This is a genomic window from Chlorobiota bacterium, from assembly GCA_016700335.1.
Taxonomy (GTDB): domain Bacteria; phylum Bacteroidota; class Ignavibacteria; order OLB7; family OLB7.
This window is the reverse complement of sequence record CP065014.1, coordinates 99,787-126,699: the sequence shown is the minus strand read 5'-3', so window position 1 is coordinate 126,699 and position 26,913 is coordinate 99,787. Positions and strand designations below refer to the sequence as shown.

The 26,913-nt window shown below is 30.3% G+C and carries 13 protein-coding genes; 4 read left to right on the top strand and 9 right to left on the bottom strand.

Annotated features, from left to right (window positions below):
* Positions 1–575: 575 nt before the first annotated feature.
* Together purH and IPP08_00490 are read right to left on the bottom strand one after the other, a co-directional pair.
* Positions 576–2,129, bottom strand: coding sequence for a bifunctional phosphoribosylaminoimidazolecarboxamide formyltransferase/IMP cyclohydrolase (purH, locus tag IPP08_00495; protein ID QQS66690.1), 1,554 nt, complete (start codon positions 2,127–2,129; stop codon positions 576–578).
* Between the two features lie 145 nt (positions 2,130–2,274).
* Complete coding sequence (locus IPP08_00490) at positions 2,275–3,120, bottom strand: M23 family metallopeptidase (protein ID QQS66689.1); 846 nt, start codon at positions 3,118–3,120, stop codon at positions 2,275–2,277.
* 447 nt (positions 3,121–3,567) lie between these two features.
* Here IPP08_00490 and dnaA point away from each other — a divergent pair, with 447 nt between their 5' ends.
* The 3 genes from dnaA (at position 3,568) to IPP08_00475 (ending at position 7,867) form a co-directional block, all read left to right on the top strand.
* Entirely contained in the window at positions 3,568–5,010 is a 1,443-nt protein-coding gene (dnaA, locus tag IPP08_00485; GenBank protein QQS66688.1) for a chromosomal replication initiator protein DnaA, read from the top strand.
* A gap of 88 nt (positions 5,011–5,098) precedes the next feature.
* Positions 5,099–6,502, top strand: a complete 1,404-nt coding sequence (locus IPP08_00480) for an insulinase family protein (protein ID QQS66687.1) — start codon at positions 5,099–5,101, stop codon at positions 6,500–6,502.
* A 63-nt stretch (positions 6,503–6,565) separates the two neighbouring features.
* Complete coding sequence (locus tag IPP08_00475; protein QQS66686.1) at positions 6,566–7,867, top strand: insulinase family protein; 1,302 nt, start codon at positions 6,566–6,568, stop codon at positions 7,865–7,867.
* A gap of 35 nt (positions 7,868–7,902) precedes the next feature.
* Here IPP08_00475 and lnt read toward each other — a convergent pair whose 3' ends face one another.
* Complete coding sequence (gene lnt / locus IPP08_00470; protein ID QQS66685.1) at positions 7,903–9,534, bottom strand: apolipoprotein N-acyltransferase; 1,632 nt, start codon at positions 9,532–9,534, stop codon at positions 7,903–7,905.
* 30 nt (positions 9,535–9,564) lie between these two features.
* Positions 9,565–11,388: a glutamine--fructose-6-phosphate transaminase (isomerizing) gene (glmS, locus tag IPP08_00465; protein QQS66684.1), complete on the bottom strand. Its 1,824-nt coding sequence runs from the start codon at positions 11,386–11,388 to the stop codon at positions 9,565–9,567.
* A gap of 183 nt (positions 11,389–11,571) precedes the next feature.
* On the opposite strand from glmS, the gene IPP08_00460 reads away from it, so the two are divergent.
* Positions 11,572–12,102, top strand: a complete 531-nt coding sequence (locus tag IPP08_00460; protein QQS66683.1) for a hypothetical protein — start codon at positions 11,572–11,574, stop codon at positions 12,100–12,102.
* Positions 12,103–12,136: 34 nt separating this feature from the next.
* Here IPP08_00460 and IPP08_00455 read toward each other — a convergent pair whose 3' ends face one another.
* From IPP08_00455 to IPP08_00435, 5 genes are all read right to left on the bottom strand, one after another.
* Positions 12,137–12,943: a hypothetical protein gene (locus tag IPP08_00455; GenBank protein ID QQS66682.1), complete on the bottom strand. Its 807-nt coding sequence runs from the start codon at positions 12,941–12,943 to the stop codon at positions 12,137–12,139.
* A 92-nt stretch (positions 12,944–13,035) separates the two neighbouring features.
* Positions 13,036–16,152 (bottom strand): T9SS type A sorting domain-containing protein, encoded by a 3,117-nt coding sequence (locus tag IPP08_00450; protein QQS66681.1) that lies wholly within the window; start codon positions 16,150–16,152, stop codon positions 13,036–13,038.
* Between the two features lie 21 nt (positions 16,153–16,173).
* On the bottom strand, positions 16,174–17,409 hold the full coding sequence (locus IPP08_00445) for a hypothetical protein (protein ID QQS66680.1): 1,236 nt from the start codon (positions 17,407–17,409) through the stop codon (positions 16,174–16,176).
* An 18-nt stretch (positions 17,410–17,427) separates the two neighbouring features.
* Positions 17,428–19,479: a T9SS type A sorting domain-containing protein gene (locus tag IPP08_00440; protein QQS66679.1), complete on the bottom strand. Its 2,052-nt coding sequence runs from the start codon at positions 19,477–19,479 to the stop codon at positions 17,428–17,430.
* Positions 19,480–19,590: 111 nt separating this feature from the next.
* Positions 19,591–26,907, bottom strand: a complete 7,317-nt coding sequence (locus IPP08_00435) for a T9SS type A sorting domain-containing protein (GenBank protein ID QQS66678.1) — start codon at positions 26,905–26,907, stop codon at positions 19,591–19,593.
* Positions 26,908–26,913: the final 6 nt, after the last annotated feature.

The following is a 26,913-nucleotide window of genomic DNA, read 5'->3' as shown; positions in this document are numbered from 1 at the left end:
CGTTATTACTTGTTCACAACATTTTTGTAATTATACTGAATTTATTTTCAGTATATGGACTTTTTTGAAATTTAATACTGCTGATTTTATATTCAGTATTAATCAATAGTGGTGAAAAGTGGGGGTTTTGAAGGATAATTATAAGTTAATTTGTATGGTAATTTACTTGTTGCTATTTTCAATATCTAACGGATTAAATTGTAAAATTAAATCAATTCAAATTTCAAATTTATTCGATATTGAATTGAAATTATAATTTAATTTATTTATAGTTATTAAATCTATAGAATTTTAGAAAAATTTATATAAAATTTTCCAAAAAAAAATCATACTTTACAAAAAAAATTACATACTAAATTTTGATTTATCACAAAAAAAAACTTGAAAAAAATTTATATCTTTTTACAAGTTTTTTAATACTTTGATAAACTAATGTTTAATTGAATCAGTTTTTTAAATTTGAATTAAACACTATTAAGAAGAAATTATTCATCTATTGAAAATTATTTGCAAGCTTAAAACTAATCTAACTATTTTATCTTTTTGCATTTGTTTAATTTTAAATTCAAATATTGTTAATGTTTAAAGTGTCTCATTCCAGTCATTATCATAGTAGCATTATTTAAATCTGCTGCCTCAATAACTTCATTATCTCGAACAGATCCACCTGGTTGTATTACAGCTGTAGCTCCCGAATTAATAGCTTCAAGTAATCCATCAGCAAATGGGAAAAAGGCTTCTGAAGCAACAGCTGATCCATTTAAATCAAGCCCAGCAACCTTCGACTTACGAGTTGCTGTTATAACAGAATCAACTCTTGACATTTGTCCTGCTCCAATACCTAAAGTACGATTATTTTTCGCATAAACAATTGCATTGGATTTTACATGTTTTGAAATTTTCCAGGCGAACATCATAGATTCCCATTCTTCAGGCGTCGGTTCTCTTTTAGTGACTACTTTCATTGAGTCTTTATCAAATATATCTGAATCATAATTTTGTACTAACATTCCACCTGATACTGATTTGTATTCAACTACTAACTCACTTTTCAACAATTTGTAATCTACAATAATTAGTCTTCTATCTTTCTTTTTTTTCAACAAATTAATCGCATCATCATCAAACTCTGGGGCAATAATTACTTCACTAAAAATGGTGTTCATTTCTAAAGCTGCCTCTAAATCAAGTTTTCTATTTACTGCAATAATACCTCCAAATGGAGATAATACATCTGTATCAAATGCCATTTTATATGCATCTTTTAAATTACCTGCGCTAGCAACTCCACATGGATTTGTATGTTTTACAATTGCACAAGTTGGATTATCAAATTCAAGGACTAATCTTGCTACTGAATCAATATCTACAATATTATTGTATGATAACTCTTTACCATGTATTTGATTAAAGATTTTAGTGAATCCGCCATACAAAGCTGCTCCTTGATGTGGGTTCTCACCATATCTCAAGTTCTGATCTATTAAATAATTTAAGTTTAGCTTATCGGGAAAATTATTTTTTTTATTATAATTTATATAGTTTGAAAAATAATTCGATATTGAATTATCATACTCAGAAGTTAATAAAAAAGCATCTGATGCTAATTTTAAACGTAGCCTATTATTTATAGTATTATTATTTGAACTTAGCTCACTTAATACTTCATAATATTGATGCGGATTTGTAACAATTGCAGTAAAATTATAATTCTTAGCACTACTTCTTATCATTGCTGGACCACCAATATCAATTTGCTCTATAATTTCTTCATGTAAGGCACCACTTAAAACGGTCTTTTGAAATGGATACAAATTTATAATTACAATATCGATTGATACTATGCCATGAAGCTTCATAATGCAGATATCTTCTTCATTATCTAGTCTTCCTAAAATTCCACCATGGATTTTAGGGTGAAGTGTTTTTACTCTTCCATCCATCATTTCTGGGAAACCAGTAACATCACTTACATCTGTTACTGTCAAACCTGATTCTCTTAAAGCTTTTGCAGTGCCACCAGTTGAGATTATCTCAATTCCTGTTTTACTTAGTTCTGAAGCAAATTCAATAATTCCAGTTTTATCATAAACACTTATTAATGCTCTGGATATTTTAATTTTAGACATTTAGATTATGAACAATTGTTGATGTAATTTTGATGGAAAAGTAATTTAAAATTAACTACAAAATTCAATTAAATGATTCTAAATATAAAAACTAAAGCCACAACCTTAACTATTAGGATGTGGCTTTAAAATATATTCAAATTAATTAATTAACTTTTTTATCTAAAGATTCTATTGGAGATACCGCTAATAATGGTAATACATCTGCAGAAAATTCATGAAAAGAATTCTTAGGAATGAACATTTGAGGATCAACTTTTTTACCATCAACATGCACTTCGTAATGCAAATGAGGACCTGTTGAGGCACCTGTAGAGCCAACTAAAGCGATAACTTGACCAGCTGTAACTTCATCACCTTCTTTTACTAACATTTTACAAGTATGACCATATAACGTTTGATATCCATAACCATGATCAATAATTACAACATTTCCATAACCACCTTTTCTACCTGCAAAAACAACTACACCGCTATTTGGTGCAATAATATTTGAACCTTGAGGAACAGATATATCAATTCCATCATGCTTTTTAACTCTCTTACTAATTGGATGAATTCTATACCCAAATAGTGATGTGAGCTTTCCTTCTCTTGGTAATAAATTTGGTATTGATTTAGAAATAGATATTCTTTTATTTGAGAGTAATGAAATTTCATTAATCACCCAAAGTTGTTTTGACAAAAATTGCGCTATAGAAACTTGATCATTACCAGGAAAATCATTTTTTAACGTAGATGTTATTTCATTAATCCTTTTGTTAATTTCAATAGAAGTTTCACTTGCAATTGGAAGTGGTGAATCTGAAGTGAAGCTATTGCTTCTTTGTATCAACTTAAATATTGAACCTTTTAACTCTATTGCTTTTGTTTGAAGTTCATTTACTACTGATGAATCTTCAGGTTTTGCTTCGTTATCAGTTGATGATGTTAGAAACAAATAAGCAACTATAACACATAATGATAAGTAGAGAGAATAACTTTTTTTCATTTGTTTTTATTTAATACAAATAAGATTTAAAGATTTATTTAAAAATCCTTTTAACCAATAAGTATATTATAAGTTTGATTTTGAGAGATTATGTTTAAAAAATTAACTCCTATCAATTAGAATTTAAATTTTTAAAGTAAAAGAGATTTGCAACAATAAGGCTTTTTTTAATTTATTGCAATTAAAGATTTTTTAATAAAACTTTTCATATTTAAATAACTAAACATTTTTTTCATTCAATATTTAATTATTTTAAAGTCTTAATAATATAAAATCCAATATATTTCTAATGAATTTAATTTTTTTTTGCGTGGAACTGAGAAACAATTGTAAAGAAAATATATTTGTATTAAGTTCGCATAATTAAGATTTGGGCAAAAACAAAAATTACACAAATGCCCCAATTTAGTTTCATAATTATTTCCACTATTTTTATTTTTAATCAGCATGATTGAGCTAAAACAAACAGAAGCTATAGAGGCTTGGTCACGCTGTCTTGAAATGATAAGAGAAAAAGTTCCATATCAATCTTTTAAAACATGGTTTGAACCAATTCAACCGTTAGAATTGCAAGAAGTTAACCTAACTGTTCAAGTTCCTAATCAATTCTTTTATGAATGGATAGAAGAGCACTTTTATAGTATAATACGTAAAGCTATTATTGATGTATTAGGAGTTACAGGCTCATTAAGATATTTTATTGAAGAAAATAATTCTCAACCAGCTTCCGAACGATCTGTAAAAGCACCAACTAATAATAATAAAATTTTTCAAAAAGAAGATAAGGAGTTAAAAAGCAATTTTAATCCTAGTCCTACATTTGAGTTAATTGCTCCTTTACAAACTGCTAGTGAAGTTGAGGGTATGTTAAACCCTAGATACACATTCGATAATTTCGTCCGTGGTAGTAATAATGAATTAGCATATGCAAGTGCTAAAGCTGTTGCAGATAATCCTGGAGGTACAAGATTCAATCCTCTTGTTATTTATGGTGGTGTTGGGCTTGGCAAAACCCATATTGCGCAAGCCATTGGACGTGAAATTTTACAAAACAATACCGGAAAAAAAATAATTTATATTAGCTCTGAGAAATTTGGAATTGATTTTATTAATTCTATTCAATACAACAAAACACAAGAGTTTGCCTCTCATTATAGATCTACAGATGTTTTAATTGTTGATGACATTCAATTTTTATCTGGTAAAGAAAAAACACAAGATAATTTCTTCCATCTTTTTAATACTCTACATCAATTTAACAAACAAATAGTTTTAACTAGCGATGTACCTCCAAAACAATTAAAAGGAGTAGATGAAAGATTAACAAGCAGATTTCAATGGGGATTAACAGTAGATATTCAATCTCCAGATTTAGAAACCAGAGTAGCTATTTTAAATAAAATTAGTTTAGATGAAGGGCATCAAATTAATGCTGATATTCTTTATATGGTTGCTCAAAATGTTACTAGCTCTGTAAGAGAATTAGAGGGAACATTGATAAGGCTTTTAGCAGAATGTTCTCTCCAAAACAGAATTTTAACTATGGACTTAGCTCGTGAAGTTGTTCAAGGAATTAATTCAATTCATAACCAAAATGTAACTATTGAAGATGTTCAAAATGCTGTATGTAAGAACTTGGGTATATCAATGAATTTACTAACAGGACAAACAAGAAAACAAGAAGTTGTTTTTGCAAGACAGATTGCTATGTTTTTGATTCGTGATTTAACTAATTCTTCACTTAAAACAATTGGCAATCATTTCGGCGGACGAGACCATACAACTGTTATGCATGCTCTAACTTCTATTGAATCTCAGAAAAAGAATGAAATCAGGGTTCAACATACAATTGATAATATTTCGAAAGACCTTAAAGTTGTTATTAATTAATAGTTTAAACATTAATTCCATAAATTTTCAGGAAGTCACTTCTACAATATTTTTTTACAATATTTTACTTACTTAATACTGTTTAATAATGAAAATCAAATTTAATTTAGTTTTATTTGTTACTTTAATTTTTTACTCGAATTTAAATATTTTTATTCATGCTCAAAGTAAATCAGCATCTAAAAAATTATCTTCAAACTACAATTCTCCATTTCAAACTGATAAATTATCTAATGGATTAGATGTTATTACTATTGAAAACAATAATGTTCCACTTGTAACAATTTCGATTGCTGTTAGAAATGGTTCGTTTACAGAGCCAGAAGAATTCGCTGGTTTATCACATTTATACGAACATATGTTCTTTAAAGCCAATGCTGTATTGCCATCTCAAGAAGTTTACATGAATAGGTTGCATCAATTGGGTATTGTTTTTAATGGTTATACTTCAGATGAAGTCGTTGTTTATTTTTTTACTCTTCCTTCCAAAAATTTAGTGGAAGGTGTTGAATTTATGGCGAATGCAATACGTTCTCCAATGTTTAAAGAAGATGAACTTGCACGTGAACGCCCAGTTGTTCTTGGTGAATTCGATCGTAATGAAGCTGAGCCTACTTTTTCTTTAAGATATGCTTTAGATTCTGCTATGTGGAATCCTTTTGTATGCAGGAAACAACCACTTGGTCAGCGCCCAGTAATTAATAGTGCCACTGTAGAAAAGATGAAACAAATTCAAAAAAAATTTTACATACCTAATAATTCAGCCCTTATAATATCTGGAGATGTTAAACATAAAGATGTTCAATCATTAGCTAAAAAATTCTTAGGTGATTGGCAAAAAGGTGAAAACCCTTTCCCTACTTATTCTCCCCCTGTTTTTCCTCCTCTAGTTTCACAATTAATACAAAGAGAAGCTAAAGTACCTGACGTATTAGTCAGAATGCTTTTTAGAGGTCATTCTGTTATTAAAGATGGTAAAGATGATTATACTGCTGAAATTATTGGAACTATTTTAGGACAAGGAACTTCTAAATTCTATAAAAAATTTATTGATAGTGGGTTAGTTACTACTGGAGGATTTGGATTTGGATCTTCAATGAATGTTTCATCATTGGGTTGTTACTTAACAATTCCAGTTGATAACGTTAATAAAGTAATTGAATTGATAAAAAAAGAAATTAAAGAGATGTCTGAAAAAGGCTATTTTACAACAGAAGAAATAGCAACTGCAAAACAAATTATCTCAGATGGAAAATATTTCGAACAAGATAATCCACAGTCATTCAATATCAATACTACTGCTAGAATTTGGAGCAAAGCATCCTTAAAATATTATGATGAATTTGATAAAAATTCATTAACAATTAATGAAATAGATATAAACAATTATATAAAAAAATACCTTTTAAATAAACCATTCGTTTTAGGAATTGGTAGTGATAAAGAGGAATCATTGAAAATTAATGCCAATGATAATTTGCTAAAATGGTAATAATCTACAAATTAGATTTTCAATTTTTTTATTCAACCTAATTTAATAATTTCAATAACATACATGAAAAATAGAATTTTAATTTTTATAGTACTAACAATTTCCTTACAAGTAAATATATTTTCACAACCACCTAGTGATGTTTCTGAATTTAATTCCAATGGAATTAAGGTTATTGTTAAAACCTCTAAGAGTCCATTAATTTCTGTTATAGCTGGTTTTGAAGGTGGCATGATAGATGGATTAAATAACAACCCAGAGATTTCATCATTCGTAAGTGAACTTATTACTGAAAGTGGATCTAATAAATTTCCAAAAGATCAGTTAAGAAGTTTTTTATCCAAAACATCTACTTCGATTAGAGGCGATGGTGGGCAAAGAGGGGTTACTTTTACTATGAACTGTACAAAACAACATTTTGACAACTCATGGGATTTATTTTCTTCATTAATCTTAAATCCTAACTTTGATTCAGTAGAGTTTTCAAATATACTTAAACGTAGAATTAACAATGTAAACTCACGTTGGTCTCGTCCTGAACCTTTAGCAAATTTGATTGCAGATAGTCTAATAAAACTAAATCATCTTATACTATCAAAGCGATCTTATGAAAAAGATGTTAGAGCCTGTACAATAAGTGAAATGAGCAACTATTACAAAATGATTTCTGAAAGATCAAGATTAATTGTTGTAATAGTTGGAAATGTTACTATAACAGATATTGAATTAAAAATTAAAGGATTTTCTTCAATGCAATTAGGTAGCTATAAAGGATCAAATGTATTACCAATTCAATTTCCTAATGATTCAAAAGTTGAGATGGTTGACAAACCATTACCTACAACTTATATACAATGTATGTTTGTTGGACCTGATATAACTGATAAAGATGCTTGGGCATTAAGAGTTGGATCAAATTATTTCCGTGAAGTTTTATTCAGAGAAGTTCGTACAAAACGCAACTTATCTTATGCACCCGGAGCTGGTGTTCAAATTGCACTAGGTAAATTAATTGGAACTATGAGCGTTAGTACAATCAATCCTGACTCATCAATTTCTGTAATGAAAACAGAACTTAATAATTTGAAGAATGGTAATTTTGATGAAACTGAGTTTTCTTATTCCAAGAATGTTTATTCAACTAGCTTTTTTATGAGCCAAATGACAAATTCTTCTGTTGCAAATACAATTTATTCTGCACAAAGATCGTTTGGAGATTGGAAATATGCATTCTCCTTCAATTTAATAAATTCTGTAACTAAGGCTGATGTTGTTAGAGCTTATTCTAAATATGCCAATAATTTTCAGGTAGGGATTGTTGGGAAAACTCAAATAATCAGTAAAGAAAAGTTTTTAATAAAATAAATTGTTCAATAAATTTTAAAAAGCTCATAATTAACTTATGAGCTTTTTTTTAATATTGAAAAAAGTAATATAAGTAGTGATATAACCCCACATAATTTTGGCAACCAATCATTATACTTAACATAAAAAGTTCTATCATTCCTTAACTCAACAGATTCAGTAAGTGTTGTTTTTACACCTTCATTGGATTTTTTTAATTTATAACCATAAGGATTTATAAAGCAAGAGATACCAGTATTTGCTGCTCTGACAATAGATCTTCTATTTTCTATTGCTCTTAATACTGCGAATTGATTATGTTGTATTGGACCAGGAGTACCTAAATACCATCCATCGTTTGTAATAATAGTCAATAAATTCGCACCTTTATCAACGAATTTTCTCACTAAGTTTGGGTATATACTTTCAATACATATTACTGTCCCGATTTTTATACTATCATTAAGTTTTAAATTTAACACTTCACTCCCAAGTCCCCACGAAGAAATTCCAACTCCCCATGTTAACATAGTTGATAATGATGGAATTGCATCAATGAATGGGATTCTTTCTCCAAATGGTACAAGTTGGGTTTTATGGTAAATACTACTTAATCCAAATTTTGGAATAAATAATCCAGCAGAATTAAAATAATCAAAATTAATTGTATCACTTTTTCCATCTATTATTCTTTCTTCTTTTCTAGATGAATTTGAGATTTTATTTTTTTTGTCATAAACTTCATAATCCGCAAAACCAGTTAATATTGGTGTATTTATCGAATCAACAAATGATGTCATTTCTTGAAGTTTATCCTTGTATGTTGGATGTCTTAATGGATACGGAATTGCAGTTTCTACCCATAAGAACAATTCCGTTTTTTCTGATTTTAATGATTTAATGCTAAGGTCAGCATTTATTTTAATTTGATTTGATGTATCAATTTCATTCCATTTATCCCAAGGATTTATATTAGGTTGTATAATTGTTACTTTTATTTTTTTATAGCTCCCACTTTCATAAAATACTTTGTAAATTCCAAAAAAGTAGGGTACTATAATAATTACTATCAATGTAATTATTGATTTTTTAAGTATATTTTTCTTTATAATAATCTCCTTTTCTCTAGAAAATATTAGATAAGTTAAAATCGAATTTTGAAATAAAATTAGAAGACTTAACCCCCAAACCCCTGTATATTCTATAAATTGAGAATACAATAAATTATATGTTTGAGTATTACCAATCGTAAACCATGGGTAACTAGCTTCGCTTAAGGAATGTAGGTATTCACCAAAGCACCAAAATAGAGAAAAACAAATTAAACCTACGAATTCTCCCCATTTTTTTAATACGAATTTATAAATAACAAAGGCTGGTAAATAAAACAATGGGTGTAAAGTAATAAAAGCTATACAAGTTAATATTAAAAATTTGTCAGAATTAGCTTGCCAACTACCCATCCACCAGCTGGATAAAAGGGTAAAAATTATCATTGTGTAATAGCACTTTCTTAAAACATCCTTATAATCAGGAGAGTACTTTATATAAAATAGAATTGGAATAAAGCCAAGACCTGCAAATAAAGCACCTAATGGGTTTGGTGGGAATGATAGTCCTAATAATATTCCACTTAAAATTGGAGCATACTTAATTAACTTATTTTTTTCTATTAATATTTTTATCAAACTCAATACTTATTTTAGTTTAATAGTACACTATTCCACAGTTACACTTTTTGCTAAATTCCTAGGTTGATCAACATTACATCCTCTTTCCAGTGCAATATAATAACTTAACAATTGTAATGGAATTACATTTATAATAGGAGCTAAAAAAGGCAATGTTTCTGGGACATAAATAACATGATCTGCTAAATGTTTTATTGTTTCATCTCCTTCTGTTGCAATTGCAATCACTTTGCCACTTCTAGCTTTTACTTGTTCTATGTTGGAAATTATTTTATTGTATATTTCATCTTTTGGTGCTATAAATACTACAGGCATATTTTCATCAATTAAAGCAATTGGACCATGTTTCATTTCAGCTGCTGGATAACCCTCGGCATGTATATAGCTAATTTCTTTTAATTTTAAAGCACCCTCTAAAGCAACAGGAAAGTTAAAGCCTCTCCCTAAATATAAAAAATTTTTACTATCTGCATAAATTTTAGCGATTTCTTTTATTTGATCATTTACCAATAAGGCTTTACTTATTTTATCTGGCAAATCATTCAAAGCATTAATAATGTTTCTACCTTCATTTGCCCCCATCCTTCTCATTCTAGCCATTTTAACTGCTAATAATGCTAATACCGTTAATTGAGAAGTAAATGCTTTTGTTGAAGCAACTCCAATTTCAGGTCCTGCATGTGAGTAAACTCCTGCATCTGTTTCCCTGGGAATACTAGAACCTACAACATTAACAATACCTAATGTAGTAGCCCCTTTTTGCTTGGCTTCCCTTACTGCTGCTAAAGTATCTGCAGTTTCACCTGATTGAGAAATTGCAATTAATATATCATCTTGTTGTATTATAGGTTCTCTATATCTAAATTCACTTGCATATTCAACTTCTACTGGAATTCCAGCTAATTGTTCAATCATATATTCTCCAACTAAAGCAGCATGCCAACTAGTTCCACAAGCAGCTACTATAATTCTTTTAGAATCTCTTAATTTATCTTTAATTTGCTCTAAACCACCAAGCTTTACATTATCTTCAAGCAATCTACCTCTCATAGCATTCTTAACTGTATCTGGCTGTTCAAATATTTCTTTTAGCATAAAATGATCAAATCCACTTTTTTCAATCGCATCAATATCATAACTAACTTGTTCAATTTGTCTGATTACTGGTACATCATCAATAGTTTTTATAGAATAACCTTCATTTGTTAAAATACTCATTTCGCCATCTCCTAAATAAATTACATTTCTTGTATATTCAACAATAGCAGAAGCATCACTTGCAACAATATATTCATTATCACCAATGCCTAAAGCTAATGGCGAACCATTTCTTGCTATATACAGTTTATCTGGTTCTAAAGAACTTATCATAGCAATACCATAAGCACCAACAACTTGTTTTAATGCAGATCTAAATGCGGTTTCTAAGTCGCCAATTTTATCATATAAAGATCTCACAAATTGAACCAATACTTCTGTATCTGTATCAGAACGAAATGTATAACCTTCTGAGATTAATGATTTTTTAATAGATGCATAATTCTCAATAATTCCGTTATGAATTAAGGCGATTTCTTCTTTTGAATCAGAATGTGGATGAGAATTTACAAAATTAGGTTCTCCATGAGTTGCCCATCTTGTATGGCCAATTCCAATGTTACCAGTTAAAACTTTATCTTTAACAACATTTGCTAAATCATTTACTTTTCCAGTTTGTTTGCATATACTAATATTATCATTTAATATTGCAACACCTGCTGAATCATAGCCTCTATATTCCATCCTTCTCAATCCATTTAAAAGAATTGGCAAACATTCTTTTTTACCTATGTATCCAACTATTCCACACATGATTTTTTTTAAAATTATATTTTTTGTTAAATTTGAATAATAAAGTTTAATTATTTTCAAATCTATATAAATATCTAAACAATTAAAACTCTTACTTTATTTTTTATCCTTTTTTCAAGTTTTATTATCCTAAAATCACAAACTTTTAGTTTTGTAATTCCTTCTTTAATTGAATCTGGTTATTTGACCCGAAATTGGGTTATAGACTCATTAAACAAAGATTCTACTTTAACAGATTTAACAAAACTTGATTTAATTTATTTATATTCTCAGAAAGTTTGTAACAATGATCTTGGACTTACATTATTAACTTGCCTTTATTCAACCTTTGAGCATAAGAATATACCTTTTACTTTTGGACTAAAAATTCCTTTGTCATTTGAATCTAATCTAAATTTTATCAAAAGAACTCAAAATTTACCATCTCATTTATTTATAGATCAACCAAATGTTTACGATAAAGATAAATTACAACATTTTTTTGCATCAGCATATCTTTATTGGCTAATTGAAAATAGGTATATTGCAAACTTAACTGGTATTCTAATTGAAATAGGTGAAGATTCATTTATTAAAGGTGGAGCTTATGATGTCCGAGACTTAAGATCAAATCGTTTAGGACATTTATTTTATGAACTTTTAAAAATTCACCCTGATGCAACTCCTTCATTAATTTTTCAATCTTGGAATAAAGAATTTTTGGGTAGAAATTAATTTCTATGTCTTTAATTATAAAATTTAAAATAATTTATTCAACAATTAATTCACTTTTGTAACTATTCTTACCATTTAGAATTACATAATATTTCCCTGAATTTAGATTCTCAATTGTTATATGATTATCTTTAATTTCTAAATCTAATTGTTTACTTCCTAGACTATTATAAATTTTTAATGTATTTACATTATTAGGTAAATTTAAGAAGATTTTATTACCTTTAATAAAATAGTTTGGGACTAATTTAAATTCTTTAACCTTCTCCTCATTTATACTTTTAACTCTTAAGCTTTTTAAATTATAATATACAGTCATTTGAATATATTTCAATCCTTCTTCATTTATTTCAATAATATTGTTCCCATCTTTTATTGTTTTATTTACTCTTTTACCTGAAAGTTGTACATCTTGAAAATTAATCGAATCAATTCCTTTTGATAAAATTTTATTTGGAAAATTTATAATAACTTTTGTACCAATATATCTAAATATTTCAAACTCATAAGTACATTTATAGGTATCTATTGAGAAATTTTTCACATTATCAGGAATTCCTCTAAAATCATTTATAGATCTATCACCAATAGCTTTCGTCTCAAGATGCTGATCTGTAAAACATACATAAAATGATTGAGGAGGTGGACCAGGTATTATTGTTTCCCTCTCCTTTAAATCTAATCCATCAGTAAATTTATCACCTGAACCAAATGGTAAACTAATTGGTAAATCAGTATTTGGTGAATCAGATGTAAATTTAACTGAATCTATGATGTTAATTTGTGATTGTAATGCTTTTATATTTACCATCACTAGAAGTATCAATACAACTCTTTTCATAATTTATTTATTAAAATAAAATGGGTGAGAAATATGAATTTAAGTATTTCTACTTACTCAATTTCTCACCCATTTATAAAACTTGTTAAAAATTATTTATTTACAACTAATTGACGAACCTCTTTAACACCACTTGAAGTAGTCATTGTATAATAATAAATTCCTGAAGGTAGTCCTTCAACAGAAAATTCTACAGATTTAGTACCTTCAACTTTTCCTTCGAATAATGTATTTACTTCATTACCAATAGAATTGTTTAATTTGATTTTAACATATTCTTCATTTGGTAGGCTAATTGAGAACATTGCTTTACGTTGAACTGGATTAGGAAAAGCTGAACCTAAAGAAACTTTTGAAATGCCATTTCCAACTAATTTCAACGAAGTTGATTTAGAATTGTTAATTGTCACTTTAGAATTAGTTCCTTGTTTAACTTCCCCAAATACTTCACCAGTTAATGCATCAACAACTGTATAATTAGCATCTGAATTTGAGACGCTTAACACAACTGGGAAATCAGCTCCTTGTAAGTTAATTGTATGAGAACCACTAACATTATTTGTTGAACTAACAAATCCATTATTATTAAATCTTACATCAAACATTCCAGTTGGAGGTAATGGAGGTAATTCATATTTAGTATCATTAATTTTGTTGGAGCCAAAATATAAAGAACTAGATTTTTGAGAATTATCAATCAGTGTAATCTTATTTAATAATCTATACTCGTCACTTAAAGCTGGTGCTTCTTTTCCAAATGAACCTGGAAGAGGTTTAATACGGAAATAACCTGAACTACTTATCTTAATCCAATATCCAAAACCTGGAAGAATTAATGAAACTTGTTCATATCCTCTATTTGTTACATAACGATAAACCTCACCAACTCTAGATGGAGTTGCTAATCCTCCAATTGGTCCAAATGCAATATCTGCTGTTGAAGCAGTAGCAGATAAACCTCCAACTGAGTTCCAACCTTCAAATATTTTTACTCTATATGGAGTAGTTAACTCATGTATCTCTTTAATTTTAGCACCTGAAACGTATTGATCAAGTTTCCATAAGTCATTATCATACTTAATAAAATATCCAATTCCTGGGGCAACACTATCTTCTGAAAAATATTGTGCTTGAGTAAAACGAATTGGTCTACCTGATCCTGCATTTGGGAAAACACTTCCAGATCTTGGATCTCCTGGTCGAACTGGCATAGATATGAAATTCCAACCGTTTTTCATTTCTGGGAATTGTGTAACTTTTGGTAATGTATATTCTATACAGAAACCTTTAATGTTCGGGTCTCTAATATAAAATGCTCTTTTTGAACCACCTAGACCAGTTGAATTTCTTAAATCAGTTGACCACAAACTTCCATTCACATCGTCTCTAATATAAACTATAGAGCCTATAGGGAAATCATTTACATCATACTCGATAGATATTGGATAAAAATTAGGAGCTCCTGCTGAAAATTTAGCACAATAAACAATAGTTGTATCTGATTTAAAATTACGAATATCAATACTATTATGTTTAATAGTAGGCTTAGGAGTAGCGCCAGTTGAAGGTGTTCGTCCGTAAGGATCTGAATTATCATAACTTAAATCTGGAAGGTCATCTCTTTCATCGTAAAAACCTCTATTTGGATGAATAGAACCATCTCTATCAGTAATATTAGTAGTAGGGAACCATCTTGCATCAAATTTGTTTGACATTATTGTATCACCTGGTAATGCTTCTACCTCACCAAACAATGTATCTAAACCATTAGTTGCATCTTTACCAGAACCAAAAGTCATGTAAGTAGTATCAGGAGTTGGAGCTGAGTTTCTAACTAAAAGTTGAATTCCTTTTTGATTATCTGATTCATCTTCATATTTTAAATTTGGTTCTAATGGATTTCTATAAACAACTAAAGTAACTTTCAATCTCAAAGCACTATTAACTGCATCAGATGATTTAAAAGTAATATAGCCTGTATAAAAACCAGGTGCTGGATAATCTGATGGATTATCACCAGTACCATTAGCTAATAAAGCAGGATTAGCAATTATATTTACTATTTTTTGTAATCCAACTTTTCTAATTTGATAACCTCTTTCTAAAAATGGGTTTGAACTTCCTCCAGCACCAAAAGTAGTATTTGTATCAACTCTAAGCCAATTATTATCAGATTGAATATCAATGTTTGTTAATTCTGTTCCATTCAATAAATTTACTAAAGTTAATTGTCTTGCAACGATATTAGTATTCTTATACCATGTTCTAATTGGAAGTATTAATTCCCAATTTGTTGAATCTCCATTAAGAGATTTAACTAAATTAGATGGACGTAAGTCCATTTCTGGTCTAGCTACAATCCATACTATTCTAGCTCCATAATTATTTGGATAACTTGCAACAGATGGAATTGAAGGGAAAATCACATTAGAACTTGGTCTAATAGACGCTGGAGCAGGATGGAATCCTCTTGCAACCATTGCTGGAGTAATATTTGTTGGATCATAACGAATACCAATGTTTCCACCATAATGTATTGAATCTTTGTTAATTATGATTTGATCACGATCAATACCACTACTTAATCCTCCAGTAATATTATTACCAAATTGATCAGTAATTACTTCAAACTTCGCCCAAAATAGAACAGACCAACCTCTTAAATCCCAGTTTCCTTTTGGAGGATTATTTGTTAATGCTCTTGATAATGGTAATGGAAGTGTTGATGCTCCATCAATCATTATTCTTGATCCATACAAAGACGCTCCATTAGTTGTCTGAATTTTGTAAGTAGAATCGTCAGCAACTTTAGCTGCTAAATTAAAATCTTTTGCCAAAACAGTTGTATCTCCATTTGCTGGACCTCTTTTTTCTAACCCAACAAATTTAAGATGAGTTTTGTTGTACTGAATTTTAAATTGAAAACTGTAAATTGGCTCGCCAGATACAATTTTATTTCCAGTTGTGTAAGTAGTTTGTTCTAAGCCGTTTTTAATAAAAACTGGCATAGATACATAACGTTTTTCGCCAGGACCTGGCTCAGATACAAATTGCTCTAGAGGAGCTTCTGGATCACCAGCAACTGGGTTTTGTAAACTCAGAATAGGTAAAAATTTGTCAGGGCCAGATTGCGCTGAAGTTTTTTGAATTGCAATTGATGTTAACATCATAATTGCAATCAGACCTCCTAACCAATACTTTTTGTTCATAATTTACTCTCTTGGATAGAGTTAATTTATTATTGTTATTTGTTTATATTTTTTTATCAAATTTTCATTGGTAAATAATAAAAGATATTTACCATTACTTAACTTCTCATTAAGTTGAATAACTATATTCTTTTCAGAATGATTTTTCTTTTTACTAAAGAGTATTTTTCCACTTAAATTAAATAAATCTATATTATTAAAATCTTGAACATTATTAAATACTAATGAATTGTTATAATAATATACATTTAATTTATTTTCTACTCCGTAACTTTCAATACTACTTATTGTATCCTTCTTCATAATTGAATTAGCGTTGATTTTTGAATCAATTTTATCAATACTATAAATACAACTTTCTTGATTCAATTCAAAACTATTAACTCTTATATAACTTGAAAAACTACTGTCACTAGTTCTTGTAAAAATCAATTTAATAAATGGACCTCCAATCTCAATTTCCTTTTCAGATTCAAATTCACCATACAAAGTATCATTTACAATCTTAATATTTTTTACTTTCCATCTCATTGAATCGTAAACAACAGCACTCTTCCAATCAACTATTCTAACTTTATTAATATCACTAACTATATTGAAATTAAATTTATATACACCTTTTTTATTGAATTTTTCAACATTTAATGTAACAGAATCTAATTTATTTGTATCAATATCTTTATCTAAAATATATACTCTAGCTCTATTTTTTTCTGATGTATCTTTTATAATCTTTACAAATCCTGTACTAATTTTCTGTAAATATTTATTTGGACTTAAGATATCAATACCTGGTGCTACTGTAATCCACCCATCAGGGAGATTAATTTGACCTTTTTTAATAACTTTCCCGCTTAAATACATTAAAGGAATATTTTTGCCAACTAATGGAAATTTACTATTTCCAAATTCAACTACTAACCTACCACCTTCAGGATCTATAAGTACTTTTTTAGATAATATCTCAGCTGTATTGCAAATTGTGTTTTGACTACAGACAACATCTTCAATTTTTAGAGAACTTTTGTCCCATAATACAACCATTCTAATACTATAAATACTATCAACGAAATCAAAATCTTGAGTCCAAACTGGCATTATAAAACTTCGATCTTCTTGACAATAATTAATGTTTAAAGTATCAAAATTTACTTTAAACTCAATTAATTTCTGACTATAAACAAAACTTAAAGGACATATACAAATTAAAATAAACAAAAAAGAATATTTTATAAGTATACTTTGTATATGTCCCATAGTTTTTTTTATTTCAAACTATTTAATAATTTGAATTGGCATTACTTTTGTGTTGCCATCAAATGTTAACTTGCAATAATAAGAACCAGCTTCAATAGTATTATCATTAACATCTTTAGTATTCCAACTCACTTTATATGAACCAGATTTAACTTCTGAATCAACTAATGAATTTACTAATTTCCCAGTATTGTTAAATATTTCAATTTTAACATTACCATTTGTTGGAATATTGTAGTTAATAACAGCTAAATTATTTGCAAATATTGGATTTGGAACTAAATTTAAAGACAATTGCAACTCACCAGTTACACCATTATTAACACTATATTTACGAACTCCAAGATTTTTACCATTAATTTTAACATTGTTAAATATAACTTCTCCACTTTCAGGAGCTTCTACTGTTAAAATGGCAATAACTTCATCTGGACTAAACTTGCCTGCTGCAGCTAATGCAACAGTATTATCATTATTTACAACCTGAACTAAACCTGAATTGATTTTGTCATTTGCTTTAATGTCAACTATTTTAGAACCATTTGAAACATTAATTAATAAACCAACAGATCCATTTACAAAACCATTAAATGTAAGAGGAATATCAATTGTATTACCTTTGTTTACTAGACTTGAAGATATATTGATATCGTTAGATTCATTTAAAGGATTAACTTTTCCTGTGAAAGGAGGTAAAGTATCTGGCAACCAAGGTAATACTGGTAATTTTGCAGCTAAATAATGCATGATCAAAGCAGCATCCATTTCATCTGCATCAAACAAGTATCTTTCAAATGTTGGATCAAATGAGAATGGTACATTATAATCAACAGTTTTTGATCTTTCATACTTTATGTATCTAAATATTTTGCCATTAATAATTGAATCTGAAGTTCCATTCCAATTGCTTGAAGAGTAAAAGAATCTTCCATCATGGTTAACATCACCATGGTAACCATTCTGACCAAATGTATAATCCCAATTTGGATCTGGTCCTTGACCAAATGCAGCATGTCTTAAAATTGTGATTACATCTTTATAACTGACATATAATCTCTGTCCTTCACATGAATAATCAGGAGTACGTGGATCTGATTGAGAAACATCAGCATCTCCATCACCCCAAATTCCTTGACCTCTAACTTTTCTTCCACTAAATCTAAAACATAAACCTGGATTTCCAGATGGTGGCCAAGTACCATTGCTTAACATTCTACTGAATTTAGCACTATCTAATAATCCAGTTTCTCTAAAAGCAACAGCATTAATAAATGTTGAAAATCCACCAAATTGATAAGGATCATCTTCAATACCTACAGAAGTACCACTTACTTTTACAATTCCAGCAGAACCTAAAGCTCCATAATGAAATTCAATATCACCTTGTTTAGAATTTTTCGGATTCTTAACAGGATCAATTGGTGCTTGTATAATCCAACATTGGAATGTACCAACTGAAGTAGCTTGTGGTTGATGTAATGGAGTAGAAGGAGAATTTGGATTTAATGGATCGAATCTAAAATTTATGTTCATATTATTCCACTCAATAACAACTGTATCTGGTTCTGTTTGAATACCACCAACTCTTGCAGATGGCATATTTACAACTCTTACTAAACTAGGGCGATAAGCACGTCCTGCTGGATCGCTAATATCTACTCCGAAAGTTCTTAAAAAGTGATCTCCAAAATATGGCGCTAATGTTAAATTAGGTCGCATATTGTTGAATAAAGAATTTGGATTGTATGTTAAATAAGCTCCTTGAGCTGCAAATGTAATCCAACCATTTACACATATAAAATATTGACTATAAAGTTGACCATTATAATCAAATGAAAATCCTAAATTATATGGTCCTGCTACTCCATTGTCAGCATCTGATACTGTTGGAGAATATAAATCTTTGAAATCATTTCTTCCAAGTGTTGTTCCACCTAGCATTGGGCGGTAAAACCTAGGCACAATTTCAATTCCAAATTGACTTGAGATTTGCGCAAAAGCTCCCTGAACTCCTGCGAAGCAGACCAGAGCTATAGCAAATACTCTTAGAATTGTACGACGCAAATTCATGCTGATAATATTTATTTTAATGTTAATAATTGCTTTTTAATAATTTAAATACGATAATAATAAAGTGTCTTAATAATAGGAGGGTAACAATTGCTACCCTCCATTTAATAATTATTTAGTAAGAACTACTTTTCTTGTTAAAATTGCTCCACCAGCATATAATCTGAATGAATAAACACCACTTCCAACAGATTTTCCATCATTATCTTTTCCGTTCCAGATATATGACTTACTACCTGCTTCAAATGTTCCATTAAATAGTGTAGCAACTGCTTTACCATTTACGTCGTATACTTCAATTATTGCTTTAGCAGATTTTTGTGATTTTACTGTAATTTGTGTGCTAGTCGAGAATGGATTTGGAATACTTGAACTTAAAGTAAATCCTGATCCAGTAACAGCATCGTCAACACCTCCAATCTCATTAAGAGTAGGTTTCTTTGTAACTATTTTAAATCCTTCTATTAATGTAGATTTTATTACTAATGATAATGAATCACCAGCTGCATTTGCAATTAATTCAACACCTGGCTTAATGACAGAACTTGCTGCACCATTTGCCATATCAACTGCAAAATATGATTGATTTTGATCTGTTAAGTATAACCCATCTGGTGTATTCAATCCCATTTTTTTATTAGCATTATCAGCTTCTGCTTTCTTCCAACTAATTCTCACTGGATAATTTGGACTTCCAGTTTGTAAATTTCCTGCTTGGAATGTAGCTTTCCATGTCATGGTATTTGTAACTGATCCAGGGAATATATTTCTTAATACACCATTTCTTGTAACTACTGTCCAACGTGTATCAAATACATCTCTTGGAGGTAATGGTGGAAGTTCATATTCACAATATATTTCGTCTAAATTACCAAGATTAGCATTTTCATCACCTGTAGTAGCATTTTGAGCAGATCCGAAAGTTAATTTCTGATAAGCATTTGGAGCAACTCTTCTATTAGCATCAATTACTGTGTTAACTATATCTAATCCAACCTTCCATACTAATGGTTCACTAACAGAAATTTCGTATGTAATTTGATCAGTATTTCCAGCTAAGTCAGTAACTTTTACTGTAATAGGTAGTTTCTTTCCTCTCAATGAGGCTGGAATTGAAGCTGCTGTAATTTTTATACAAATTGAATCTGGTGTTATATCTCCATTTATTGTAGATGGTGTTGCAGTAAACACACCAGCTGGATCAGTTATCTGAACTTGAAGTTTTTCACGAACATCACAATTACCATTTTTCAATCTTAATAAGTCTTTATCTGTAACACAAATGCTGTCTTCATATTTATCATCTGCATCAACACAAACAATTGCTGGACGTCCATAAAATCTTGGACGATGATTAGTTGAATCAACATTTAAATTATAAGATTTAACATCCATTAATCCACACTCATCAACAGCAACAACTGTAACTACTTCTTGAGGACAACCATTTACTGTACCTCTTGGTGCATCATTAATTCCAGGTGTACCATAAAGAATACCAGATACAGGATTAATCTTTAACCAACTTGGTGTTGTTTTTGAAGCAGTTAAAACACCTGCTTCTTGATAACAAGGGTCACGACTTAAGAATGCTGTAGATGCATCATTTGTTCTAACAGTTCCATTTTCATCTTTTACACTTGCTCCATTTTGAAATTTGCTTTCATTATTAGCATCATTTTTGTAAATTAAGGAATATCTAACTCTTTGATTGTAATTTCTATCAACAGCCATAATTGATTTTGAATAATCTCTTAACTCTGGATTATATTCAAAGTCTTCTTTAGCATTCGGTAATGTTGCTTCTTGTAAAACTGGAGGAACATTAACAATTACTTTAACATTCTTATAATTTTGACCAGTATGACCATCATTAACGAATACTGTAAAGGTTGTATCAAAATTATAAACGATATTAGATTGAGCTGGATTTTTAAGTAATTCAAAAGCTTCGTCTTTTGGAATCCTTACAATTATATTGCCATTTTTAGTTACTGAAACACCTTGATCTGGAGTTAAATTTTTATTTGTTAAATATTTATCAGCCATCCAAGTTGGTCTAACTTCAGTTACATCATCATCTTGATTATTATCAATGTTACTAGCGTTTCTATCTGTAAATTTAAATCCATAGGTAGTTCTACCATATCTAAAATCCCATCCTTCTACTTCAGCTGCATCATCCTCTTGCTCGTCGTCTGTAACTACATCATAGTTAAAGCGAAGTTTATCAGTTAAGTTGGCTGTTACTTTACCTAAACATAATGGACAAGGAGTTACATCTGTTTTAAATACAGGAGGTGTATCTTGAACAAATATTCTTAAACGATATGTTGCAGTTGATCCTTGGCTAAAATCGATTGAATCTTGTTGTAAGTATCTTGCTGTTTGTACATCATATTGTTCACAATTGTAATATGGTTTGTAAATAAACACATATTTAGCTACAACACTATCAGCTAATATTCCTTTCAAATGATCTACTATTCTAGCATCTGGAGCATAATTTGATACTTTAACTTGCAACAATTCTCCACCTGGTACAACATCAGGATTGTGAGGAGTACCCCAAAATCTTAAGAATCCACGTGTATTCTCACCAACTGGATCTACATATTGACCTGGTTGATTTGGATATACATTTTCACTCTTTAGCCAAGAAGCTAATCTAACCAATTTAGGATCAGCACTTTCTTTAGTTGTGTTTACATTTGGACACTCTTGAAGAGGTGACCATTCATATTTTAATCCTAAATATTTGTCTGGGAAATAACATGACAAAGGATCATAGAATTTATTAATATCATATGCTGTAGCATCTAATATCTCAGAACGAGTTACTCCAGTTGGATCACTTTGATATACTTTATCTTCAACTAAGAATCTACTATTTCTTAATTCAGCTGGAGTTTTATTTTCAAGTGAATCTCTTTGTCCAAATATAACTGGAGGTAATACATTAGTACTAATTTGAAATTCTAATCCTCTTACCCTAGCTGCTTCTAATACTCTATCAGTAGCATCCCAACGATTAGGATCATTCCATGCAATACTATCTAAAACTTCCCATAAATTTGTTCTAGAAACAACAACTACTCTATCTCCATTAATTACAGGAAGAGCTTGATATCTATCTCCAGCATAATAATCTGCATATGTAACTGCTTTTACTGTACCAAAACTTGCGTTTGATGGATTGTTCTGCCAATATCCAAATCCAGGTCCTCCTAAATCTGCAACACCATTACCATATCTTCTTCCAAGTAATGCAGCTGAATCTTCTACTTCAGCAGCTCTATGACGAGCCCATTTTAATGCACTTATACTTTTAAGTTTAGCTGTAACTGCATCATCAGTTATTTTAGGTAAAAACACTGGAGGAACATTACCATTATGATTCTCCAAATAATATTGAGGAGTTAATCTATACAATTCATTATAAGAAAATGCTGCTCTTTCTTCACGAGATCTACGAGCTAATGGATTACGTACATTTGAATCAGGTACAAATTCAACTCTTGAATATAAATTGCAATTTCCTTCTTCTTTTTGTTTCATTGTAGAACGAATAAACTCTCCAGTTTCAACGTTTACTACATAAAATACTGAATGGTTCAATGAATAAGGATCATCATTTAATGTATCTTTACATCCAGTATAATTTGCACATGATTGTAAGAACATAGGATAACCAATTGGATGATTACCTACAAATTCTGCTTGTAATTTACCTAAACACGAATCACCAGCATTGTTACATTTCTCAACTTGGAATGGATCGCGTGTTAAACGACGAACAACTTTATCTGTATAATATCTACTAGTTGAATCTGTAAATCCTAAACTTGAAGGAGCATAAGATCTTAATCTAGCAGGAATACCTACTGCAAAGTCTTCAATAGGTGCTAATCTAGGATCTGAATAATCAGCACGTTTGATATCAACTCCTTTATCGAATATATCATAAACTTGACCTTCCATTAATAATGTATCAGGTACTATACCAATTGGAATACTTTGATATGTATAATATGTTCCTGGAGGATCAAATGTTTTACGATAAGATTCAAAAGGACCTTGTTGATTTATTATAGCTGTATTTTTAAGTGGTAATACACAATTTCCATTTCCTTTAACAAAAAATGTTGTTTGAATTGTTCCAGTTGGTAATATTGTAGTAACAGGTGCTTGTGTCTCACCCCAATAATTTCCACGAACTGTATCTGTTCCACTTAATCCTAAACCAGGTATGTTATTAGGAGCATCTGGTAATCTTAAAATAAATCTTGCATCATTATCATATACTGAATTAGCATTACTTGAATATACAGTTGCAACCTTGAATGGATCATATTTATAAATACCATATGCTAATGGTCCTTCACATTCACCATAAAAAGTAGCAGCAACTGTTCTTGAAGCAACTGGATCTGTATAATAATTATCGACTAAATCTGTATTTCTTCCCTCTGTAGAAATTGCTTTGTTTTGAGAAACTAAACAACGATTCATAACAACTCGCATTTCATAATTGTCTGAATATACAGCTGAACCAGACCAAGCTTGATTTTGTTCAACTCTTACTCTATGTAAAATCATTGAATCGGTTCTTGGTGCTCCAGGTGTTGGTGCATTTGGTTGACGATCATTTATATAGATTGCCCCACCTAAACCTGTACCATTTCTATCAGGATCTCCCATTTGAATTGTATTTGCTCTTGGATTCCTATTTAAAGGAGTCACCATATCTTTATTAACATAATTCCTTAAAAATCTTGTTAGTGATAATTGACTTTTTGGTTCTGGACCACAGAAAAATTCACCACCAACAACTTGATCGTTACTAGCACCTAAGTAACGATTTGATCTAACTGGAGCAATCATTGCCAAACCTCCACCATTTCCTCCAATAACCCAATTACCAAAAAATTCTGTTCCCATAAATGAACCATTATTACCATAGTATGAGAATACTCCACCACCTCCAAGTACATGTTCCATTAATTTAGGAGAACAAATAAATGAATCTCTAACTTGATAAGTACCAAAGTTCTTAATGAAATTTCCAAACGGTTCAACTAATGGATTATGTAACAGAATTAAACGATAATCATTAGATGAAGGATCACCTACAGCGTTACCATTAATTCTAGTTTGATTAATTGACCCACGGCTATTAACTGAATTAGTTCTGTTATCTATTGTAACACCACCTCCAGATAAGCAAGCACGGTTATCACTAATTTGTATTCTGCGATCTAAAGAACCATCAGCACAATTTCCGCAAAAAATATATTTAGATTCAATTTGTATATTTCTTTGAGTGTAAATAGCACCGCCATCATATTCTGCTTTATTTCTTAAGAAATAAATACTATCACCTGTAATTAATGGCGAAACTGTATCTTTATTCCAAGCATCTTCAATAGCACCTGTATAAACACCACCTCCTTGACCAGACTTGTTATTTATAAACCAAGACAAATCTTTAATTGTTAATCTTGGAGATTTAGATGACATATAAATACCACCACCTTGAGATAACAAAGCACGGTTTTCCCAATCATCTCCTGATATATTTGGTGTAGCTGTAAAGTTTTCTTCAAAACGAGCACGTTGGAATACCATTGAAGAACTATCACCTATGTGGAATGCACCTCCTTTTGCACCATTTGTAAATACTGATGCTGCTTGGAAGTTTACAGCATGATTACGTTCGCAAATTATTTCATCATATGGGTCACGTGCATAAGATCCATTTTGACATGAATCATTTGGAGGAGGAACTGTTTGACACAATAAAGGACCACCATTATCTATACGAACATTAATTATTGGAGTTAATAAAGATTGACCAGCCCCAAAAAATACTGTCGTTAATCTACGACCTGAAACATATACAGCACCACCGTATGCTTCATTTTTTGCAATGCCTCCAGTATTATACAATGGTGCAATTACTGTTGTATCCCTGTAACCTTTTACATCATCAACAGTTGCACCAACTACTACTCTATTGTCTCTAAATATTAGACGACGAATTCTTCCCATATTAGCTGCCATACGACCATCATCATAAGTTGGACGATATTGAATCGGATTAGCTAATAAAGCAACACTACCTGGTGCTGGTTTAGGTGAAATCAATAAATTTGTTGGAGGAACTGAAGTCATTCCAGGAACTTTAACATTACCAACAGGCATTATATATCCGCTAGTAGCTGTATTATATAAATCATAAGTTTCTGGATTAACTGGAGCATTCGTACCAACTAATGGGAAAGGAGCAGCATTAGCAGCAAAAGCGCCATTTTGAACAATCGTATTTGTGTTAAACGAATTTGCACTACATCCAGCAACTCCATAACCTAATGCACCTACTTCATTATTATACACATTTGGATTTGCTGCATAAACTAACCCTGTTTTGTCACAAGGAGCTTGTAGGAATTGAACTGCACCTCCATGAGAACGAGCAAAACAGCTATCAAAACGACAATCAATTAACCAAGTTTTTGATGAGAAAACTGTAATAGCTCCACCACCTCCACTTGTTAACCTTTTCATTTCATTATTTAAATCAAATCCTGCTAGAATTTGAGAATTATTATAACCATTTAATTGATTTGGGTTATAAAATTCTGTAGAATTCGTAACACTTGTATCTTTTCTAAAGTTAACAAATTTAACATTTCTAAAAACTGCTGTATCAGCACCTGGTAAAATTACAATGTGTCCCCACTCACGTGAATAACGATTCGCTGGACGACCACGGAAAATGATCGGAGCACGAGTTACATCTCTGCGATAAGGTGTGTCATGAAGATTTGGATCCTGATTGCAATAAGTTAACCTATTTGCATACCAGAACAATGTCCAAGGAACGTAACTCATCCAATTTGGCTGAGGATTACAATTTCCAACTGTATTTCCATCTGGTTTTCTCCAAGCTGTTGCTGGATTTAAAGATGATGGATCAATTGAAGGCTCTGGACGACCACCTTGCATTACAGTTGCCATCACATAATTCCTATCGCAATAACGCTCTGGATATGATAACAAATTGAATGTGTTTCTATTCCAAATTGCCTCTACTTCTCCGTCGGCGATAATTTTACCACCTACAGAGTCGATTAAACGACTATTTGGAAGGAACTCTACTGTAGTTCCTGGCTCAATGATTAAGAAGCCTGCCACCTGATAATGACCTGCTACTTGATAAAGAGTATCGCGAGTTAAAACGCGAATTTGGTTCTGTGCTAAACGACCTGAAATAGTAGCAATTGGTAATGGTTGTGAATAAACCAAAGTTGTTGCTGTAAACAGAATCGCAGCTAAAAGAATTGTGTTCTTTAACAAACGCTGCATAATTTCTCTCAAAAGAGATGTTTGTTGTTGTTTATTATTAATTATATTTTTTGTAATCATTTAATT